Genomic DNA, 15,274 nt, shown 5'->3' with positions numbered 1-15,274 from the left:
ACCCGGGTCCCATCCGCCAACCGTGCACGCCCGGCGCCGGCTCGAGACGGAGGATCGAGTGACTGCGTCGCCCCCCGACCCGGCCGCGTTGCTGCGGTCCAGGAGCTACGTGGCGCTTCTGTTGCTTGCCGCTGTCATTGGGGCGCCCGTCTCGGCTGCGGCCTACTTCTTTCTTGCGCTGGTCAGCAAGCTGCAGGGCTGGGTATTTACCAGTCTCCCGAAGGGTCTCGGTTTCCACGCCGAACCCCTGTGGTGGCCCGTTCTGCCGCTGTTTCTGGCCGGTGTACTGGTCGGTCTCACGATCCGGTATCTGCCAGGCACCGGTGGCCACTCGCCAGCCGACGGGTTCAAAGCAGGCGAAGGCCCGCCGTCGGCGATTGAGCTTCCTGGCGTTCTCCTCGCGGCCGCCGCGTCCTTGAGCCTCGGCGTCGTCCTAGGACCTGAAGGGCCACTGATCGCCCTCGGCGGCGGCCTAGGCGCACTCGCGATTCGGCTCATCAAGCGGGATGCTCCGGCTAGAACCCAGGCTGTGGTCGCCGCGGCGGGCAGCTTCGCGTCAATCAGCACAGTGCTCGGCTCACCGCTGACCGGGGCGTTTCTGCTGATGGAGGCGTCCGGGCTCGGCGGTCCGATGATGGCGCTGGTGTTGATACCTGGCCTGCTGGCAGCCGGAGTTGGATCACTGATCTTCATCGGCCTGGACGCCTGGACCGGTCTCGGCACTTCTTCGTTGGCGGTTCCGGGGCTACCCCACGTCGGCTCACCCACGCTCGGCGAGTTCTGCTGGGCGGTCGTGATCGGCGTACTGGCCGTCCCGGTCGGTATCGGGATCAAGTGGCTCGGACTGTTCTTGCGGCCTCATGTCGAGCGGCGACTGCTGCTCCTCACCCCGGTGGCGGGTCTGGCGATCGCGGGTCTCGCGATCGCGTACGCCGCCATCACCGACAAAGGTTCCGCCGACGTGCTGTTCTCCGGCCAATCCGACCTCGGCCCGCTCATTGCCAACAATTCCAGCTACGGCGTGGGGGCGTTACTGTTGCTGCTTGCCTGCAAGGGACTCGCCTACGGACTGTCACTGAGCAGCTTCCGCGGCGGCCCAACCTTCCCCGCCATGTTCATCGGCGCAACCGGTGGCATCGCGCTGTCCCACCTACCGGGCCTGCCGGTCGTATCTGGCGCCGCGATCGGCATCGGTGCGATGACCGTAGTGATGCTCAGGCTCCCGTTGACTTCAGTGCTGCTGGCCACCTTGCTGCTGTCATCCGACGGCCTGGTAGTCATGCCGCTTGTGATCGTGGCCGTAGTGGTGGCTTACGTCGTCTCAGCGCGGTTCACCCCGATCCCGGCCACCACACGAGCACCTGGTCATCTGGCGCCCGAGTCACCTGACTAGGTGGCGAGCGACTCTCCGCGCGCTGACATCAATGAGCGAACATGCACTGGCCCAATCAAGCCAACGTGCAGATCTCCGGATACCACCACGATGCAACCTGCGCAGCCGGTTCAGTCGTCGGTGAGTTGTGCGCGATGTCGTTGGGCTTCCTCGATCTCATCTTTCTGGTCGTCGGTGAGTTTGCGGGTGTCCCGGAGTTCGACGAAGGGCTGTACATCTTCGGGTAGTCCGGCTTCGATGACGCGCTGGTGCTCGGCTTCAGCATTGAATTCGGCGCCGAGGAGAATGGCAATGTTGGTGATCCAAAGCCAGACGAGGAACACGATGACGGTCGCCAGGGATCCATAGGTTTTATCGTAAGAACCGGAGAATGAAACGTAGAGGGCGAAAGCTCCGGAGGCAATTAGCCATATGATGACGGCAAGAACGCCGCCGGGAGTGATCCAGCGAAAGCCGGGTTGTTTCACGTTTGGGCATGCCCAATAGAGAAGCGAAAACATCACGCTGACAAGAACGAGTAGGACTGGCCATTTGGCTATGTCCCAGACGAGGACGGCCGTGTGGCCAATCCCGAGGGCTTTACCGAGCTGGGTGGCGATCGATCCGGTGACGACGACCATAAGGGCGCTGGCGATGAGCATGACCATGATGACGACGGTGACGGCAAGACGAACGGGTGCGGTTTTCCAAATTGGTCGGCCTTCATCGACGTTGTAGATCTGGTTGGCGGCGCGCATGAAGGCGGCGATGTAACCGGAGGCGGACCAGACCGCGATCACGATGCCGATGATCGCCGCGATACCTGCGGTGCCGCTCCTGCCCTGGGCCTGCTCGACGACGGTATTGAGGAATGACTTGACGCTGCCGGGAGCTAACTGGTCAACGTTCTCGAGAACCGTTTGAGTTGTGGCACGGCCCATCAGCCCGAGCAACGATACGAGCACGAGCAGCCCCGGGAAGATCGCCAACACCCCGAAGTACGTCAGCGCTGCGGCGCGGTCGGTGATGTTGTCGTGCTTGAACTGTTGCAGGGCCCGCGTCAGGATGGCCCGCCAGCCGGCGGACGATATTTCGCTGGGCTTGTCGGGCGCCTGCTTCGGCGCGGTCACGGTCGCACCGCCGGAGCGATCGGCGACGTTGTGGCTGCGAGTTCGCTGGCTGCCGTCGGGATGGTGTTCCACGGTCGTCTCCGTTTGCGTCTCGGTGTCGGTGTCGGTGTCGGTGTCGGTGTCGGTGTCGGTGGCCGTGGCTGCGGGTCGATCGTCGCTAGTGGGCCGGTAGGCGTGGGTGCTCTCAGGTGTTCGCGGCACTGTCTCCACCGGTTCCGGTGTCCGTTCCGGCCGGGTGGCGGGACATGACGAGGTGCCGGCGAGGCCACGATGTGCTGTAAAACAAGAGGTTTTGCCCGTGACAGCGCGAAATTGCGTCGCACGTATGGTCACGAACGAAAGTTTGAGAACCGACGCTCGCCAGCCCAGTGAGTTACGTGCCTTGGGATGGCTGATGGCTTAGCCAATGGTGGTTCAACTGTCTGCGGTTACAACCTAAGTCACGGGTAGTGGGTGAAGTCAAGCGCCCGACCATATTGCGCAGATCTGATAGGTGCGACGGCCAGCCGCAGTGGTTCTGCTCTGGCGTTCCCACCGCTACTCTGGCCGCGGAGCTCGCCGGTTCGGTCGGGGGTATTCGAGATCTCCGGTCAGCAGCACGTCTTCAGCGATGTCATGTAGCTCGCGGTGGCTGCCCTGACTGGCGGTTCGTAGCCAGTCGAAGGCGTCGTCTTCGGTCATGGCGTGTCGGCTCATCAGGATGCCGACGGCGGCGCCGATCCGACGATTGCTGGCAAGGGCCAGTTCCAGCTGGGCAGCGCGGTCGCGGTCGATCACTGCCTCCATCGCGATTGCGGCGTGCGCGGCGAAGATCGCTCCGAGTGGTCGAATGTCATCAGGAAAGGCCCCGGTCTTGCCCGAATAGAGGTTCAGAGCGCCCAAGGTGTCCTCCCGCACGAACAGCCGGTACGCGAGCATGCTGCGGATGTCAGTCTCCGCGCTCATCCGGCTGCTGAACGCGGGCCACCGAAGGTCGGTGCTCAGGTCCTCGGACATGTAGGTCTCGTGGTCGATGATCGCGTCGACACAGGGTCCTTGTCCGGTCTCGTACTGGATCAGATCGACCAGCGGGGGTACGTCATCGCTCGCGGCAGGTGTCACGAACTCGCCGCGGCGGACGACGGTGATGCCGGCATGTTCGGCGCCTTCGATCACGTGCACTGCCAGCTTGCACATGACTTCCAGGGTGTGCTGCAGCGTGTCCTCGGCCTGCAAGAGCCGCGCCAGGACCGCGAAATCGGCAGCTACATCATCGCCACCGGGAACACCGTCAACTAGGCCGTCAGCCACATCGTCAGCAACATCGTCAGCAACATCGTCAGCAACATCGTCAGCAACATCGTCAGCAACATCGTCACCCATGAGGCCCCCAACCACTCAGTCGATCAACTGCCTCTTCGCTCCGATGCTAACCAGGATGGCGTGTTGCCCACACCGCATTGTGCGGCCCGGATTTCCGGTTACACCGCCTTCGGCCGAGATATCGGGCCGCACAATGCAGTCCGAGAAGGCTAAGTGGCCACGGGTTCGCGTTGGCAACGTGCGTTCACAGGGTCAGGTCCGGTCGCCGCGCGGTCGGCGTGCCGCTGCACGATGATGGGGTTCGCGTCGTTGGTCATTCGTATCTCGGCGATGTCGCGGCCGCATCTCGTGCAGACGCGTGATCGTTTGCTGGGCATCTGGATACTTTCGAACACTTAGTACCGATATACGGGGAAGCGCGCCGATAGCTAACGAAAATCGCACATGGTTCGGCCCGGGCACTCACCGAATGCCCGGGCCGTTGTGCCGAAGTTAGCGGAAAGCTCCAGGGCCTGACGCGCTTTTATCGGCTACGTCACAGCGGCTCAGCTTCGACTGCGCAGCGTCGAACGCCGTCCGTCTGATCGTGTTCTGCTGGACGGCTTCCAGCGACGTCGGCAGAGTTGGCTCGCTAGTCCAGTTCCTCCAGCAAGGTATCGAGATTGACATGAACCTCGAAGATCCTTTTCGGGTCGTCTCTGGTGGGCGAGTCCTTGATCGTGATAATCGGCGCGGAGCCAAAGTTCACCAAGATCTGAAAGCCCTTGGTCTGCGTGCGTTCGGTGGCGCCGACGGTGAGGATCTTCCCGTGTTCCATCCACTTGGCGACGACCGGCGCGAACTCAGCAGCACTGACCCCGACGAACAACAACGTGGCGGGCAGGCCATCCATCGTGACGTAGGCACCCATGAGCCCAATTCTGCAGCATGCCGCCCGGCCGCGCTTCCGCGCGGTTGCAGTCCACCGTCCCGGGAGCCTGCTAGCGGTCCCAGGCGAGAGGCAGGCTGTTCAGACCGAGCATGCCGCCCCTGGATTCGGTGTAGGTCTTCGTCTCGTCGATACGGTACTCGGGAATGCGTTTGTGCCACTCTTCGTAAGCAATCTTCAATTCCAGCCGGGCCAGATGTGAACCGAGGCAGCGGTGCGGGCCGACGCCGAAGGTGATGTGCGAAAGGTTCTCTCGATCGAAGTCCACCTGATCCGCATGGGGAAACTGCTCGTCGTCACGTCCGGCCGCCGTCAGGCTCAACCGGAATCGCTGACCAGCCTTGACCGGGCAGCCGTTGACCTCCGCGTCCGCCATCGCAGTCCGGCCGATGTTGACAATCGGATAAAAACGCAGCAGCTCCTCGACGGCATTCGCGGCGATTTCGGGATCGCGTACCAGTCTTTCCCGATCCTGCGGGTCGGTCGCGAGGTGATGAAAGCCGTAGCCGAGCTCTGCGGTCACGGTGTCGAGTCCGGCCTCGAACATCAGCAGGTAGAACGAGAGCAGATCTCGATCGTCGACGTATTCTCCATCGATCTTCCAGCTCATTGCCTTGGAGATCAGGTCCTCGCCGCGCTCGGCCTCAGGGATCTTGCGACGCTCGGCGATGATTTCGGCGAAGTAGTCGATGACCGTAGTCTGCGCCGCGACCGATTTCGCATACGCGACAGCGGGGTCATCGTCCTTGGCGTGCAGGATGTCGGTCTCCCATTTGAGGAACTGGTCCAGTTGCGTGACCGGCAGACCCATGACATGGGTGAGGAACATCGAGGTCGGAAAGCGCAGCGAGAACTCGCTGATGAAGTCGCATTGCCCGTTGTCGATAAAGCCATCGATGAGCTCGTTCACTCGAGACCTGATCGAGCTGTCCCATTGCGCGACGTGTGCGGGTGAGAAGAACGGGCCGAGCACGCGCCGCCATTTACCGTGGTCGGGGCCATCAATAGCCTGTGGCACCAGGGTGAACGCGGCAGGCTTACCAGTCGCGGGATCGTAGGCCTTGCTGTGGAAGACATCAGCCTGTTGGGCAAGTTCGCGGATATCGTCGGTCCGGGTGAAGATGATCTGACCGCCTTGCACCGTGAATGCTCGACCGGCCTCGCGCAGCCGGTTGTATTCATCGAAGGACGTGAGGGGTTCGCGGTCGTTGCGACCTTGGCCGATGATGTCCGTGGGCGGGTACAGCTTTGCGATCTCGTCGTCGCGGACGTCGATCTCGGACGATTGAGTCACGGGTCCTCCGGAGGTTGCAAACCTACTGACGATTAATCGCACGCGAGAGACAACTAGCGATTGCGATACCATACGCCGGTAATGCGTTACTGCCCATGGCTTTGTGAAGAAATAGGCAGCATCCGACGAAATTCCGACGATCGCCATTCGCGGCCGAAGAAAAGGCCGTCGCCTCACATCTTGAACAAGATCACCCGACGAGAATGACGGAGGCGCCACCAAAGTCGCCGACACGTAGCGGCTAGCTATCTGATCATTTTCATGCCGTGCAAGAACCGCACAAAGCGCCCATCTTGTGGGACGCTGTTCTCCGTCGAACGTTCGGTGAATGGATCCAACGATCTCTTCCCGCAGCACGTGAGGGAGCGGCGATGTCTGAGGTCGTTGAGGTCCGAGCCACGCCCGGTGGTCCAGGGTCGTCGCCGATCAGCGCAGTGAGCCGGCGACAGATGAACGTCGTCTTCGGGACCGTCCTGCTCGGCATGCTGCTCTCCGCCCTCGATCAGACGGTCGTCTCGACGGCATTGCCCACCATCGTCGGCGACCTCGGCGGCGCGGGCCACATCTCGTGGGTGGTCTCGTCGTACCTGCTTGCTGACACGATTGCCACCGTACTGGCCGGGAAGTTCGGCGACCTGTTCGGGCGAAAGCTGATGTTTCAGTTGTCCGCAGGGTTGTTCGTAGGCGCATCGGCTGCCTGCGGGTTCGCCGGCAACCTGACCTGGCTGATCGTCTGGCGTGCCGTGCAGGGTCTCGGCGGAGGCGGCTTGGCGGTGACCGCGACCGCGCTCATCGCCGACGTGATCCCGTTGCGCGAGCGCGGTAAGTACCAGGGCGCCTTAGGTGCGGTGTTTGGCGTGACGACTGTTCTCGGGCCATTGCTCGGCGGACTCTTCACCGATCACCTCTCCTGGCGGTGGGCCTTCTACATCAACCTCCCGCTGGGCATCCTCGTCATCATCCTGGCGAGCGCGACCTTGCCGCGGGCACGTACCACGGGCCGGGTGAGCATCGACTACCTGGGAATCCTGTTCATTTCGTTGGGCGCATCGGGTTTGACGTTGGCGCTCAGCTGGGGAGGTACCGAATACCCGTGGGGCTCGGCCACCATCATCGGGCTGTTCGCGGCATCGATAGTCGGCCTGGCATTGTTCGTCTGGGCCGAATCCCGAGCCGTCGATCCGATAATGCCGCTGCGGCTCTTCCAGTCTCAGGTCTTCAGCGTGTGCGTGGTGCTGGCGTTCATCGTCGGATTTGCCATGCTCGGCGCCATGACGTTTCTCCCCACGTATCTGCAGTACGTCAAAGGCATTTCGGCAACGGGATCGGGGGTACGAACGCTGCCGCTGGTGCTGGGGCTGTTGGTCACCTCGTTGATATCTGGCACGTTGGTCGGCCGAACTGGCCGCTATAAGGTGTTTCCGGTCAGCGGAACTCTCGTGATGGCGTTCGGCCTGTACTTGCTGTCCCGAATGGATGCCGACACCGGTGTCCTGACCATGTCGGTCGACATGCTGATCCTCGGCGCAGGCATCGGACTATGCATGCAGGTGCTGACGATCATCGTCCAGAACACGGTGGATTATCGCGATCTCGGCGTGGCAACCTCCGGAGTTACCTTCTTCCGAACGCTAGGAAGTTCCTTCGGAGCAGCAGTGTTCGGAACGATCTATTCCAACGTGCTGCACTCATCGCTGCCGAGGGCGATCGAAGCGTCTCCCGGAGTCAACCCCGCCTCCGTTGCAACCCCGAAAGATCTGCACGCGCACCCTCCCGAGCAGATCGCGCCAATCGTTGATGCCTACGCCCATGCCATGCACGTGGTGTTCCTGGCGGCGGTGCCGATCGCGGGTTTGGCCTTCGTGCTCTCACTGTTTCTCAAGGAGGTTCCGCTACGGCAGTCCTCGCGTGCGGGCGCAAACGATGTCGGCGGCGGCTTCGGCATGCCCGAATCCTCGGACAGCAGCCAGCAACTTCAGACAGCAATCGCCCGCCTGATCCGGAGCAACGGTCGCAAGCAGCTCGCGACGTTACGCGAATCCTCAGGCACGGAACTGGACGTGGCCAACGGCTGGTGCGTAGGTCAGGTCCACGTTCGCCAGCGGCTCGGCATCAACACCGGCCTGGAGACGATCGCGCAACGCGTCCGCGTGCCCGCTCCGGTGCTCGCTCCGGCGTTTCAGGCCGCCCGCGACGCGGGTTACCTAACCGGCGCGGATGACAATCTGGAACTGACTGAGGCGGGACATCGCGAGCTGGACAAGCTCATCGCCACTATGCGCAGCTGGTTGGCCGCTGAGCTCGCCGACTGGGGAGGAGACGATGACGAGCAGCTCAGTAAGGCGCTGACCGAACTCGCTCGTGGCTTGATCAACGAAGACCCTCAGCTGCTGCCGACGGGTAGGCCGAGGGAAGCGATCTCCAGCTAGCAGCCCGGCCGCCGACGGACGGTCGGACGTTCGACCTGCGGCGAGTAACGTGCCGTGGCTACCGTTCGACTCCGTTCGGGTGCAGTCTTGAGACATAGCACGGCAGTTGATCGCACAGCACCGAACAGGACGGTTGGCATGGAGAAACTCTCGCTCACGGCGCTCGTCCGCCAGCACCTGACGACTGCCAGAGCAGCGACAAGCGGTCGAAGCGCCCACACGATCTACGGCGGTCACGAGCATGTGCTGCGCCAGACCATCATCGCCCTGACGAAGGGCAGCGTTCTGGACGAACACGAGAACCCAGGCGAGGCGACTCTGCAAGTGCTGCACGGCAGAGTGCGCCTCAGCACACGAGACGCCAGCTGGGATGGCTCAACCGGCGACCATCTGGTCGTTCCGCCGGATCGGCACGGTCTCGAAGCCGTCGAGGACGCCGTCGTATTGCTCACTGTCGCCAAGCGCTGACATGGCTCAGGCTCGCGAAGGTACGAAGGCGGCGAAGCATGGATTCGCCGGCGCCGAGGGATTCGTGCCGCGGACTACAGACCTTCGTCGACTGGCCGAGGCCGCAGCGAGCTGTGAGGGTTGCGACCTGTATCGGACTGCGACGCAGACGGTGTTCGGGATAGGCCCTAAGACTGCACAGCTGTTTCTCGTCGGCGAACAACCTGGCGATATCGAGGACAAGGAGGGATTGCCGTTTGTCGGCCCTGCTGGTCACCTGCTCGATCGAGCACTCGATGAGGCCGGCATCGACCGAACCACGGTGTTCTTGACCAATGCCGTCAAGCACTTTCGGTGGCACCCGGACGCGCGTGGCAAGCGCCGGATACATCAGAAACCTGACGCTGGGCACCTAAGGGCGTGCCGTCCGTGGCTGAGCTCGGAGCTCGCCGCGGTCGGGCCGAGGGTAGTGGTAGCGCTCGGCGCGGTTGCGGCCCAGGTATTGGTCGGCCCACAGTTCCGAGTCACCAAAGACCGCGGGAAGCCGATGCCCTGGCCAGCTGACAGTCCAACTGCGACCCTGGTAGCGACCGTGCACCCCTCGGCCGTACTCAGAGCAGACGACCGGCAGGCGGCCCTGCGCGATTTCGTCCGAGACCTCGAAGTGGCTGCGCGGCTGTTGAGCTAGTTGTCCGGGCCGGCGGACGCGCGGGGCGCGCAATACCCGATCGGCAGTAATTCACTCGCGAAAAGGCGCATCAAGACGCATGCTGGGTCCTCCTACCTAGCACAACATTCACTTCTCACTCGGAAAGCGTGATCAGCATGACGCTAGCCAGTCGGGCCGAGGCTCTATTCGTTAGCAGCTTGCAGCCCTCCGACCAACCGTCCGCTCGCGAGGTCGTCGTGGCCATTCGCAGAACTCGGCGAACGCATGGCGGCGTCGCCGGTTGCTCCGTCGACTTTGCCGCCGAATATGGTGAGCATCCCGAGGAGGCTGCCGAGCGTATGCGATGGGCACTGTCTCTGGCCGAGTCTCTGGCCGAGTCCCTGGCCGATATGGCGGCCGCCGCTTAGTCCGACCGCCGCACAGTCACCGGTGGCGGCATCATGATCACATGAAACCCGCCACCGACCTGATGTCGCTGCTCGACCGGTTGGATGCCCTGCAGCGAGATGCCGGTGGCGAGCGACTGATGATCGGCATCACGGGCGCCCCCGGGGCCGGCAAGACCAACCTCGCTCGCACGCTCGTTGCCGGTCTGGCGGAGCGTGAAGTGCTCGCAGTGCACGTCCCGATGGACGGTTTTCACCTCGCAGATGTCGAACTGGCTCGATTGGGGCGAGCTGAACGCAAGGGGGCACCGGACACTTTCGATCCAGGTGGCTACGTCGCCTTGCTCCGCCGATTACGCGCTCCGGACGGAACGATCTGGGCGCCCGCCTTTGACCGGGACATCGAGCAGCCGATCGCCGGTTCCATTGCGATTTCGCCTGACGCCAGCGTGATCATCACGGAGGGCAACTACCTGCTACTCGACGATCTGCCCTGGATCCAGATCCGGCAGCTTGTGGATGAAGTGTGGTTCTGCGAGGTTGATCGAGAAGTCCGCCTTGCTCGGTTGCAGTCACGCCATGAGCAGTTCGGCAAATCAGCAGCCGATGCCCGACGGTGGGCCAGTGGCCCGGACGAGGCCAACGCTGAGCTGGTGTTGGGTACTCGGCATCGGGCCGATCTGATCGTCTCCGGCGCATTCCGTGACACGATGCCAGAGTGAAGCTGAAGCTCGATCTGCACGACATCTACAACCGTGGCGGCGAGATCGACCGCGCACTGCGCGACATCATGAACGAAGCGGTGGTCAAGAAGGCGCCGCTCGTCGAAATCATCCCAGGTAAGGGTTCCGGGCAGCTGAAGAAGCACGTTCTCCGGTTTCTCGACCAGAAAGAGATCAAAGCGATGTACCACCGCGTCGAGAAGGATTCCGACAACTTCGGACGTGTGTTCGTACACTTCCGCTGGAAATAGCCTCCCGGGTTGCAACGGTAGGCCGTTCGCGGCGTTGCTGGCGGGTTCAGCTAGCGGTCCGGACTCGCGCCTGCAAGTGCCGTGAGCGTGGAGCCGGAAACACGATGGACAGTCCAGGCCGACATCGGCTCTGCGCCGAGCGAGGCATAGAACTTCAGCGCTGGTTCGTTCCAGTCAAGCACTGACCATTCGAGCCGGCCGTAACCTCGTTCGACGCAGATTCGCGCCAGTTCAGCAAGCAACTGCCGACCGTAGCCGCACCGGCGATGTCCCTCGTCCACAACGAGATCTTCGAGATAGACGCCGTGCCGCCCGGTCCAGGTCGAGAAGTTGACAAACCAGATTGCGCAGCCGACCACCGAGCCGTCCCCATGCTCGGCTACCAGCGCGTAGACCGCCGGGGCGGGCCCGAACAGTGCCGTGTGCAGGCTCGCCTCGTCGGCCTGAACGGCGTCGGGCTCGCGCTCATACCGGGCCAGCTCACGGATCAGCTCCAGGATCGCCGGTGCGTCCTCGGCGACGGCCGACCGGATCAACTGGCGTCTCCCGGGCCCGGGCCGGAAGGGTTCGAGGTCGGACCGTCAGGATCGGAGCCGGAGTCTCCCGGGCCCGGTTGCCTGGACAGGTACCGCTCGAATTCGGCGCCCAGTTCGTCGGCGGTAGGTAGCGGCATCCCGTCGGCGACCAGGCCGCTACCTCGGCCGGCCACGATCTCGTCGTATTGCTTCTCCAGGGCATGCACCACGTTTGCGACCTCCTCCGAACCGGCGACCTGCTCGTCCACGCCCGCCCGGATCGCGTCGCCGGCCTCCTGTAGGGCGTCAGACGGCAGCTGCAGGTCCGCGGCGCGGGCGACGTGATCCAACAGCGTGACCGCCGCGTCCGGGTAATCAAGATGCGCGAGGTAGTGCGGCACGTTCACCGCGAAACCCATCGACGCGACGTCGGTCTCAGCCATCCGAAACTCGATCAGGTGACCAGCGCTCGCAGGGACCTGCACCGTGCCCAGCCAGTTGCTGTAGTCCGCAACCAGCTCACGGGGGCTGCCGTGCGCGATCACCGTGGTAGGGCGAGTGTGTGGCACCCCCATCGGAATTGAATTGAGGCCGATGACGAGCCGAACGCCTAGTTCTGCGACGATCACCGCGACAGCCGCCGCGAAGCGCTCCCATTGGGCGTCGGGCTCGGGGCCCGCCAGGAGCAGGAACGACCTACCTTGAGCGTCCTGCACAGCGTGAACCGCGAGTACCGGTGCCTTGAAGCTTTCCCAGTGATCGGTAGCAAAAATCATCTCCGGGCGGCGAGCGCGGTAGTCATAGAGCTGGTCTACGTCGAAGGTGGCGACCACCTCGGAATCCAGAGTTGCCAGCAGATGTTCCCGGGCCAGCCGAGTGGCGCCACCAGCATCGACGAAGCCATCGAGTGCCTGCACCAACACTGGGTCGCCCAGGGCCGGCGTCGTCGTCCACTCGAACAGTTCGCTGGGATCCAGCACCTAGTCTCCTCAAATCCATCCATCTGATGTCGGACTGCTCTGTCGGGTCAATGGGGTCGGCTTCGTCAGCCGGCCGTAACCCTCACCTCTAGTTTGTCACTCCTGGAATGCTCGGTTGTGGGGCCGGTGTTCCCAGTAAGGTTGCTCGAGGTGGTTTCAGCCCGGTAGGTGGGTCCCGGTAGGTGGGTCCGGTTACGTGGGTAGCTCCGGAGCACGATCACGCCAGAGGGAGCGGTTATGCACGGCGAGTTCAAGGTTCCGTCCGGCAAGCTCGTTGTCGTCGACCTTGAGGTCGATAACGGCGTGCTGCACAGCGTGCGGCTTTCGGGCGATTTCTTCCTCGAGCCCGATGAGGCCCTTAGTGCGATCAATGATTCCTTGGACGGTGCGCCCGCGGGCGCCGCAGCGGTCGATCTGGCCAGCCGTGTGACGAGCTCGTTGCCGCCGGGCACGACGATGTACGGATTTTCGGCGGCCGATGTCGCGACCGCGGTCCGGCGTGCGCTGTCAGCGGCCACCAGTTGGACCGACCACGAGTGGCTGTTGATCCACGAGCCGCCTCAGTCGCCGCAGCATCACATGGCCCTGGATCAGGTGCTACTCGAAGAGGTGGCGGCGGGTAGACGGCAACCGACCCTACGGATCTGGGAATGGGCCGGACCCTGCGTCGTCATCGGGTCCTTCCAATCCGTGCGGAACGAGGTGGACGAGGCGGCCGCGGCCCGATATGGCATCGAGGTAGTACGCCGCATCAGCGGCGGCGGTGCGATGTTCGTCGAACCAGGCAACACGATCACGTATTCGCTGTACGCCCCGCCATCCTTGGTCGAAGGCTTGTCCTTCCAGGATTCGTATGCGTTTCTTGACGATTGGGTACTCGGCGCGCTTGGCGAGCTGGGGATCAAGGCTTGGTACCAGCCCTTGAACGACATCACCTCACCAGGCGGCAAGATCGCCGGAGCGGCCCAGAAGAGGCTTGCGAACGGCGCCGTGTTACATCACGTCACGATGGCCTATGACATCGATGCCACCAAGATGACCCAGGTGCTGCGAATCGGTCGCGAGAAGCTGTCGATGAAAGGTACGCCGAGTGCGGCGAAGCGAGTGGATCCGTTGCGGTCACAGACCGGTTTGCCCCGCGAGACGATCGTCGAGGCGATGATTGGGAGTTTCAAGAACCGGTACGGCCTCAGCACAAGTGAAGTCACAGAACCCGAACGGGACAGGACAACCGAGTTGATCAGGACGAAGTTCGCGACACCGGAATGGATTGGCCGCATTCCGTAATCGTCCCCACTGTATGAGGGAGTTCGCATGGTGTTTGAAGAACTGGGCAAAGTCGGGGTTTGGCGTGCCGCTCGTCAATTGTCGCCCGAGCTCGCTCGATCGATCGAATCACTCGGCTACGGCACGCTGTGGATTGGCGGGTCGCCCGATGGAACGCTGAACATCGTCGAAGAGATCCTCGATGCAACGACAACGCTCACCGTTGCCACCGGCGTCGTCAACACGTGGAAGGACGATGCGTCCACCGTCGCCGCGTCCTACCACCGGATCAACGCCCGGCACCGGCACCGGTTCTTGCTCGGCATCGGCGTGGGCCATCCCGAAGCCACCGGCGAGCGTTATCAAAGGCCCTTCGAGGCTTTGGTTCATTACCTCGACGAACTCGACCAGGCGCAGGTGCCGGTCAGCAGCAGGGTGTTGGCAGCGCTGGGCCCACGAGTGCTGAAGTTGTCGGCCGAGCGGTCCGCTGGCGCGCACCCTTACTTGACGACGCCCGAGCACACCCGTCAGGCTCGGGAGATCCTCGGCCCCAATGCCCTACTGGCGCCGGAGCAGAAGGTCGTCCTTGAGACTGATCCCGACCAGGCTCGCCTGATCGGTCGACCCGTCGTGGAGCCATATCTCAACCTGGTGAATTACACGAATAACCTTCGTTCGATTGGCTTTACCCATGCCGACCTCGCAGATGGGGGAAGCGACCGACTGATCGACGCGCTCGTTCGGCACGGTGATGCGGCGACGGTCGCAGCGGGGCTCAGGGAGCACTTGGCCGCCGGCGCTGATCAGGTCGTGTTGCAGTTGTTGACACCGTTCGGAGCCGATCCCGTTCCGGGCTACGCCGCCCTGGCCGCCGTCCTGCTTGGCTGATCGGCCGCCCTCAGACGGGTCGATCCGCGCTCAGTCCCGTTCATCGTTCATATCCGGGCTCTGCCAGACTGGGCTGGTGAGTCATGATGATCCGACCTCGGCCGCGGACCCGGCCGCAGACGTAGTCGGCGCCTCCGATGCCGGTCATCAACGGCCGCGTCGAATCGGGCTGCTCGCCGCCGTCGCCGGTACCGCCCTGTTGCTCGACATCATCACCAAGGCTCTGGTTGTTGCCCATTTGCGGCCCGGGGACTCGCCCCGTTTTCTCGGCGGTGTGATCTACTTTTCGTTGATCAAGAACTCCGGGGCGGCGTTCGGGATGGCGAGCGGTATGACTGCCGTCTTCGCGCTCGTGGCCGTGGGTGTCGTTGTCGCGATCATTCGCATCACACCTCGCCTGCGTTCGGTTCCATGGGCCGTCGGAATCGGCCTGGTACTCGGCGGTGCGGTAGGAAACCTGCTTGATCGCCTGTTCCGGGCGCCTGGCGCCCTGCGGGGAAGCGTGATCGACTTCATTTCGGTGTTCGGCCCCGATGCGGAGCATTTTCCGGCCTTCAACATCGCCGACTCCGCCATCACCGTCGGAGCCGTCGTCATCGGGCTCACTGCGGTACTCGGTATCGGCCTCGACGGCCACCGAAATCCCTAGCCTTCCGCCCGTCCCTACCGAATCGTGTAACGCTCGGCATCGATA

The 15,274-nt window shown here is 63.2% G+C and carries 16 protein-coding genes; 10 read left to right on the top strand and 6 right to left on the bottom strand.

The genetic code is table 11. From position 1 onward, the window contains the following. Positions 1-58: 58 nt before the first annotated feature. On the top strand, positions 59-1,393 hold the full coding sequence (locus ACSMXN_RS17155; RefSeq protein ID WP_035944389.1) for a chloride channel protein: 1,335 nt from the start codon (positions 59-61) through the stop codon (positions 1,391-1,393). Positions 1,394-1,503: 110 nt separating this feature from the next. Here the strand turns inward: ACSMXN_RS17155 and ACSMXN_RS17150 are convergent, their stop codons facing one another. The 4 genes from ACSMXN_RS17150 to ACSMXN_RS17135 form a co-directional block, all read right to left on the bottom strand. After that, positions 1,504-2,502, bottom strand: a complete 999-nt coding sequence (locus ACSMXN_RS17150) for a YihY/virulence factor BrkB family protein (protein ID WP_196811391.1) — start codon at positions 2,500-2,502, stop codon at positions 1,504-1,506. 537 nt (positions 2,503-3,039) lie between these two features. Next, positions 3,040-3,864: a GAF and ANTAR domain-containing protein gene (locus tag ACSMXN_RS17145; protein WP_022914686.1), complete on the bottom strand. Its 825-nt coding sequence runs from the start codon at positions 3,862-3,864 to the stop codon at positions 3,040-3,042. A 571-nt stretch (positions 3,865-4,435) separates the two neighbouring features. Then, entirely contained in the window at positions 4,436-4,714 is a 279-nt protein-coding gene (locus ACSMXN_RS17140) for a hypothetical protein (protein ID WP_022914688.1), read from the bottom strand. Between the two features lie 70 nt (positions 4,715-4,784). Next, complete coding sequence (locus tag ACSMXN_RS17135) at positions 4,785-6,026, bottom strand: cytochrome P450 (RefSeq protein ID WP_022914689.1); 1,242 nt, start codon at positions 6,024-6,026, stop codon at positions 4,785-4,787. Between the two features lie 371 nt (positions 6,027-6,397). Here ACSMXN_RS17135 and ACSMXN_RS17130 point away from each other — a divergent pair, with 371 nt between their 5' ends. The 6 genes from ACSMXN_RS17130 to ACSMXN_RS17105 all read left to right on the top strand — a co-directional run bounded on the left by ACSMXN_RS17130 (position 6,398) and on the right by ACSMXN_RS17105 (position 10,931). Further along, positions 6,398-8,455, top strand: coding sequence for an MDR family MFS transporter (locus ACSMXN_RS17130; RefSeq protein ID WP_027139776.1), 2,058 nt, complete (start codon positions 6,398-6,400; stop codon positions 8,453-8,455). 138 nt (positions 8,456-8,593) lie between these two features. After that, the gene (locus tag ACSMXN_RS17125; RefSeq protein ID WP_022914691.1) at positions 8,594-8,923 is read left to right on the top strand and encodes a LuxR family transcriptional regulator; all 330 of its coding nucleotides are present in this window, start codon (positions 8,594-8,596) and stop codon (positions 8,921-8,923) included. A gap of 1 nt (position 8,924) precedes the next feature. Then, a complete protein-coding gene (locus ACSMXN_RS17120) occupies positions 8,925-9,590 on the top strand; it encodes a UdgX family uracil-DNA binding protein (protein ID WP_022914692.1) in 666 nt (221 codons plus the stop codon). 137 nt (positions 9,591-9,727) lie between these two features. Then, the gene (locus ACSMXN_RS17115) at positions 9,728-9,979 is read left to right on the top strand and encodes a hypothetical protein (RefSeq protein ID WP_081649277.1); all 252 of its coding nucleotides are present in this window, start codon (positions 9,728-9,730) and stop codon (positions 9,977-9,979) included. A 41-nt stretch (positions 9,980-10,020) separates the two neighbouring features. Further along, entirely contained in the window at positions 10,021-10,680 is a 660-nt protein-coding gene (locus tag ACSMXN_RS17110) for a nucleoside/nucleotide kinase family protein (RefSeq protein ID WP_022914694.1), read from the top strand. Then, positions 10,677-10,931 (top strand): Smr/MutS family protein, encoded by a 255-nt coding sequence (locus ACSMXN_RS17105; RefSeq protein WP_022914695.1) that lies wholly within the window; start codon positions 10,677-10,679, stop codon positions 10,929-10,931. Before ACSMXN_RS17110 ends, ACSMXN_RS17105 begins: the two co-directional genes overlap by 4 nt. A gap of 50 nt (positions 10,932-10,981) precedes the next feature. On the opposite strand, the gene ACSMXN_RS17100 is transcribed toward ACSMXN_RS17105, so the two are convergent. Both ACSMXN_RS17100 and ACSMXN_RS17095 read right to left on the bottom strand, forming a co-directional pair. After that, positions 10,982-11,467, bottom strand: coding sequence for a GNAT family N-acetyltransferase (locus tag ACSMXN_RS17100; RefSeq protein WP_022914696.1), 486 nt, complete (start codon positions 11,465-11,467; stop codon positions 10,982-10,984). Beyond that, positions 11,464-12,426 (bottom strand): PAC2 family protein, encoded by a 963-nt coding sequence (locus ACSMXN_RS17095; protein WP_022914697.1) that lies wholly within the window; start codon positions 12,424-12,426, stop codon positions 11,464-11,466. Before ACSMXN_RS17095 ends, ACSMXN_RS17100 begins: the two co-directional genes overlap by 4 nt. 237 nt (positions 12,427-12,663) lie before the next feature. Here ACSMXN_RS17095 and ACSMXN_RS17090 point away from each other — a divergent pair, with 237 nt between their 5' ends. From ACSMXN_RS17090 to lspA, 3 genes are all read left to right on the top strand, one after another. Continuing rightward, on the top strand, positions 12,664-13,713 hold the full coding sequence (locus ACSMXN_RS17090; RefSeq protein WP_022914698.1) for a lipoate--protein ligase family protein: 1,050 nt from the start codon (positions 12,664-12,666) through the stop codon (positions 13,711-13,713). Between the two features lie 27 nt (positions 13,714-13,740). Then, positions 13,741-14,580, top strand: a complete 840-nt coding sequence (locus ACSMXN_RS17085) for an LLM class F420-dependent oxidoreductase (protein WP_022914699.1) — start codon at positions 13,741-13,743, stop codon at positions 14,578-14,580. A gap of 76 nt (positions 14,581-14,656) precedes the next feature. Next, positions 14,657-15,229 (top strand): signal peptidase II, encoded by a 573-nt coding sequence (gene lspA, locus ACSMXN_RS17080; protein WP_022914700.1) that lies wholly within the window; start codon positions 14,657-14,659, stop codon positions 15,227-15,229. Positions 15,230-15,274 lie beyond the last annotated feature (45 nt).

Source organism: Parajatrophihabitans canadensis, from assembly GCF_053764775.1.
The sequence above is the reverse complement of the archived record's forward strand: the minus strand, read 5'-3'. Positions and strand labels throughout refer to the sequence as shown.

Coding starts and splice junctions, on each gene's coding strand:
- ACSMXN_RS17140 (WP_022914688.1), bottom strand. CDS start 4,714: ATGGGTGCCTACGTCACGATGGATGGCCTGCCCGCCACGTTGTTGTTC.
- ACSMXN_RS17130 (WP_027139776.1), top strand. CDS start 6,398: ATGTCTGAGGTCGTTGAGGTCCGAGCCACGCCCGGTGGTCCAGGGTCG.
- ACSMXN_RS17120 (WP_022914692.1), top strand. CDS start 8,925: ATGGCTCAGGCTCGCGAAGGTACGAAGGCGGCGAAGCATGGATTCGCC.
- ACSMXN_RS17145 (WP_022914686.1), bottom strand. CDS start 3,864: ATGGGTGACGATGTTGCTGACGATGTTGCTGACGATGTTGCTGACGAT.
- ACSMXN_RS17110 (WP_022914694.1), top strand. CDS start 10,021: ATGAAACCCGCCACCGACCTGATGTCGCTGCTCGACCGGTTGGATGCC.
- ACSMXN_RS17125 (WP_022914691.1), top strand. CDS start 8,594: ATGGAGAAACTCTCGCTCACGGCGCTCGTCCGCCAGCACCTGACGACT.
- ACSMXN_RS17115 (WP_081649277.1), top strand. CDS start 9,728: ATGACGCTAGCCAGTCGGGCCGAGGCTCTATTCGTTAGCAGCTTGCAG.
- ACSMXN_RS17090 (WP_022914698.1), top strand. CDS start 12,664: ATGCACGGCGAGTTCAAGGTTCCGTCCGGCAAGCTCGTTGTCGTCGAC.
- ACSMXN_RS17085 (WP_022914699.1), top strand. CDS start 13,741: ATGGTGTTTGAAGAACTGGGCAAAGTCGGGGTTTGGCGTGCCGCTCGT.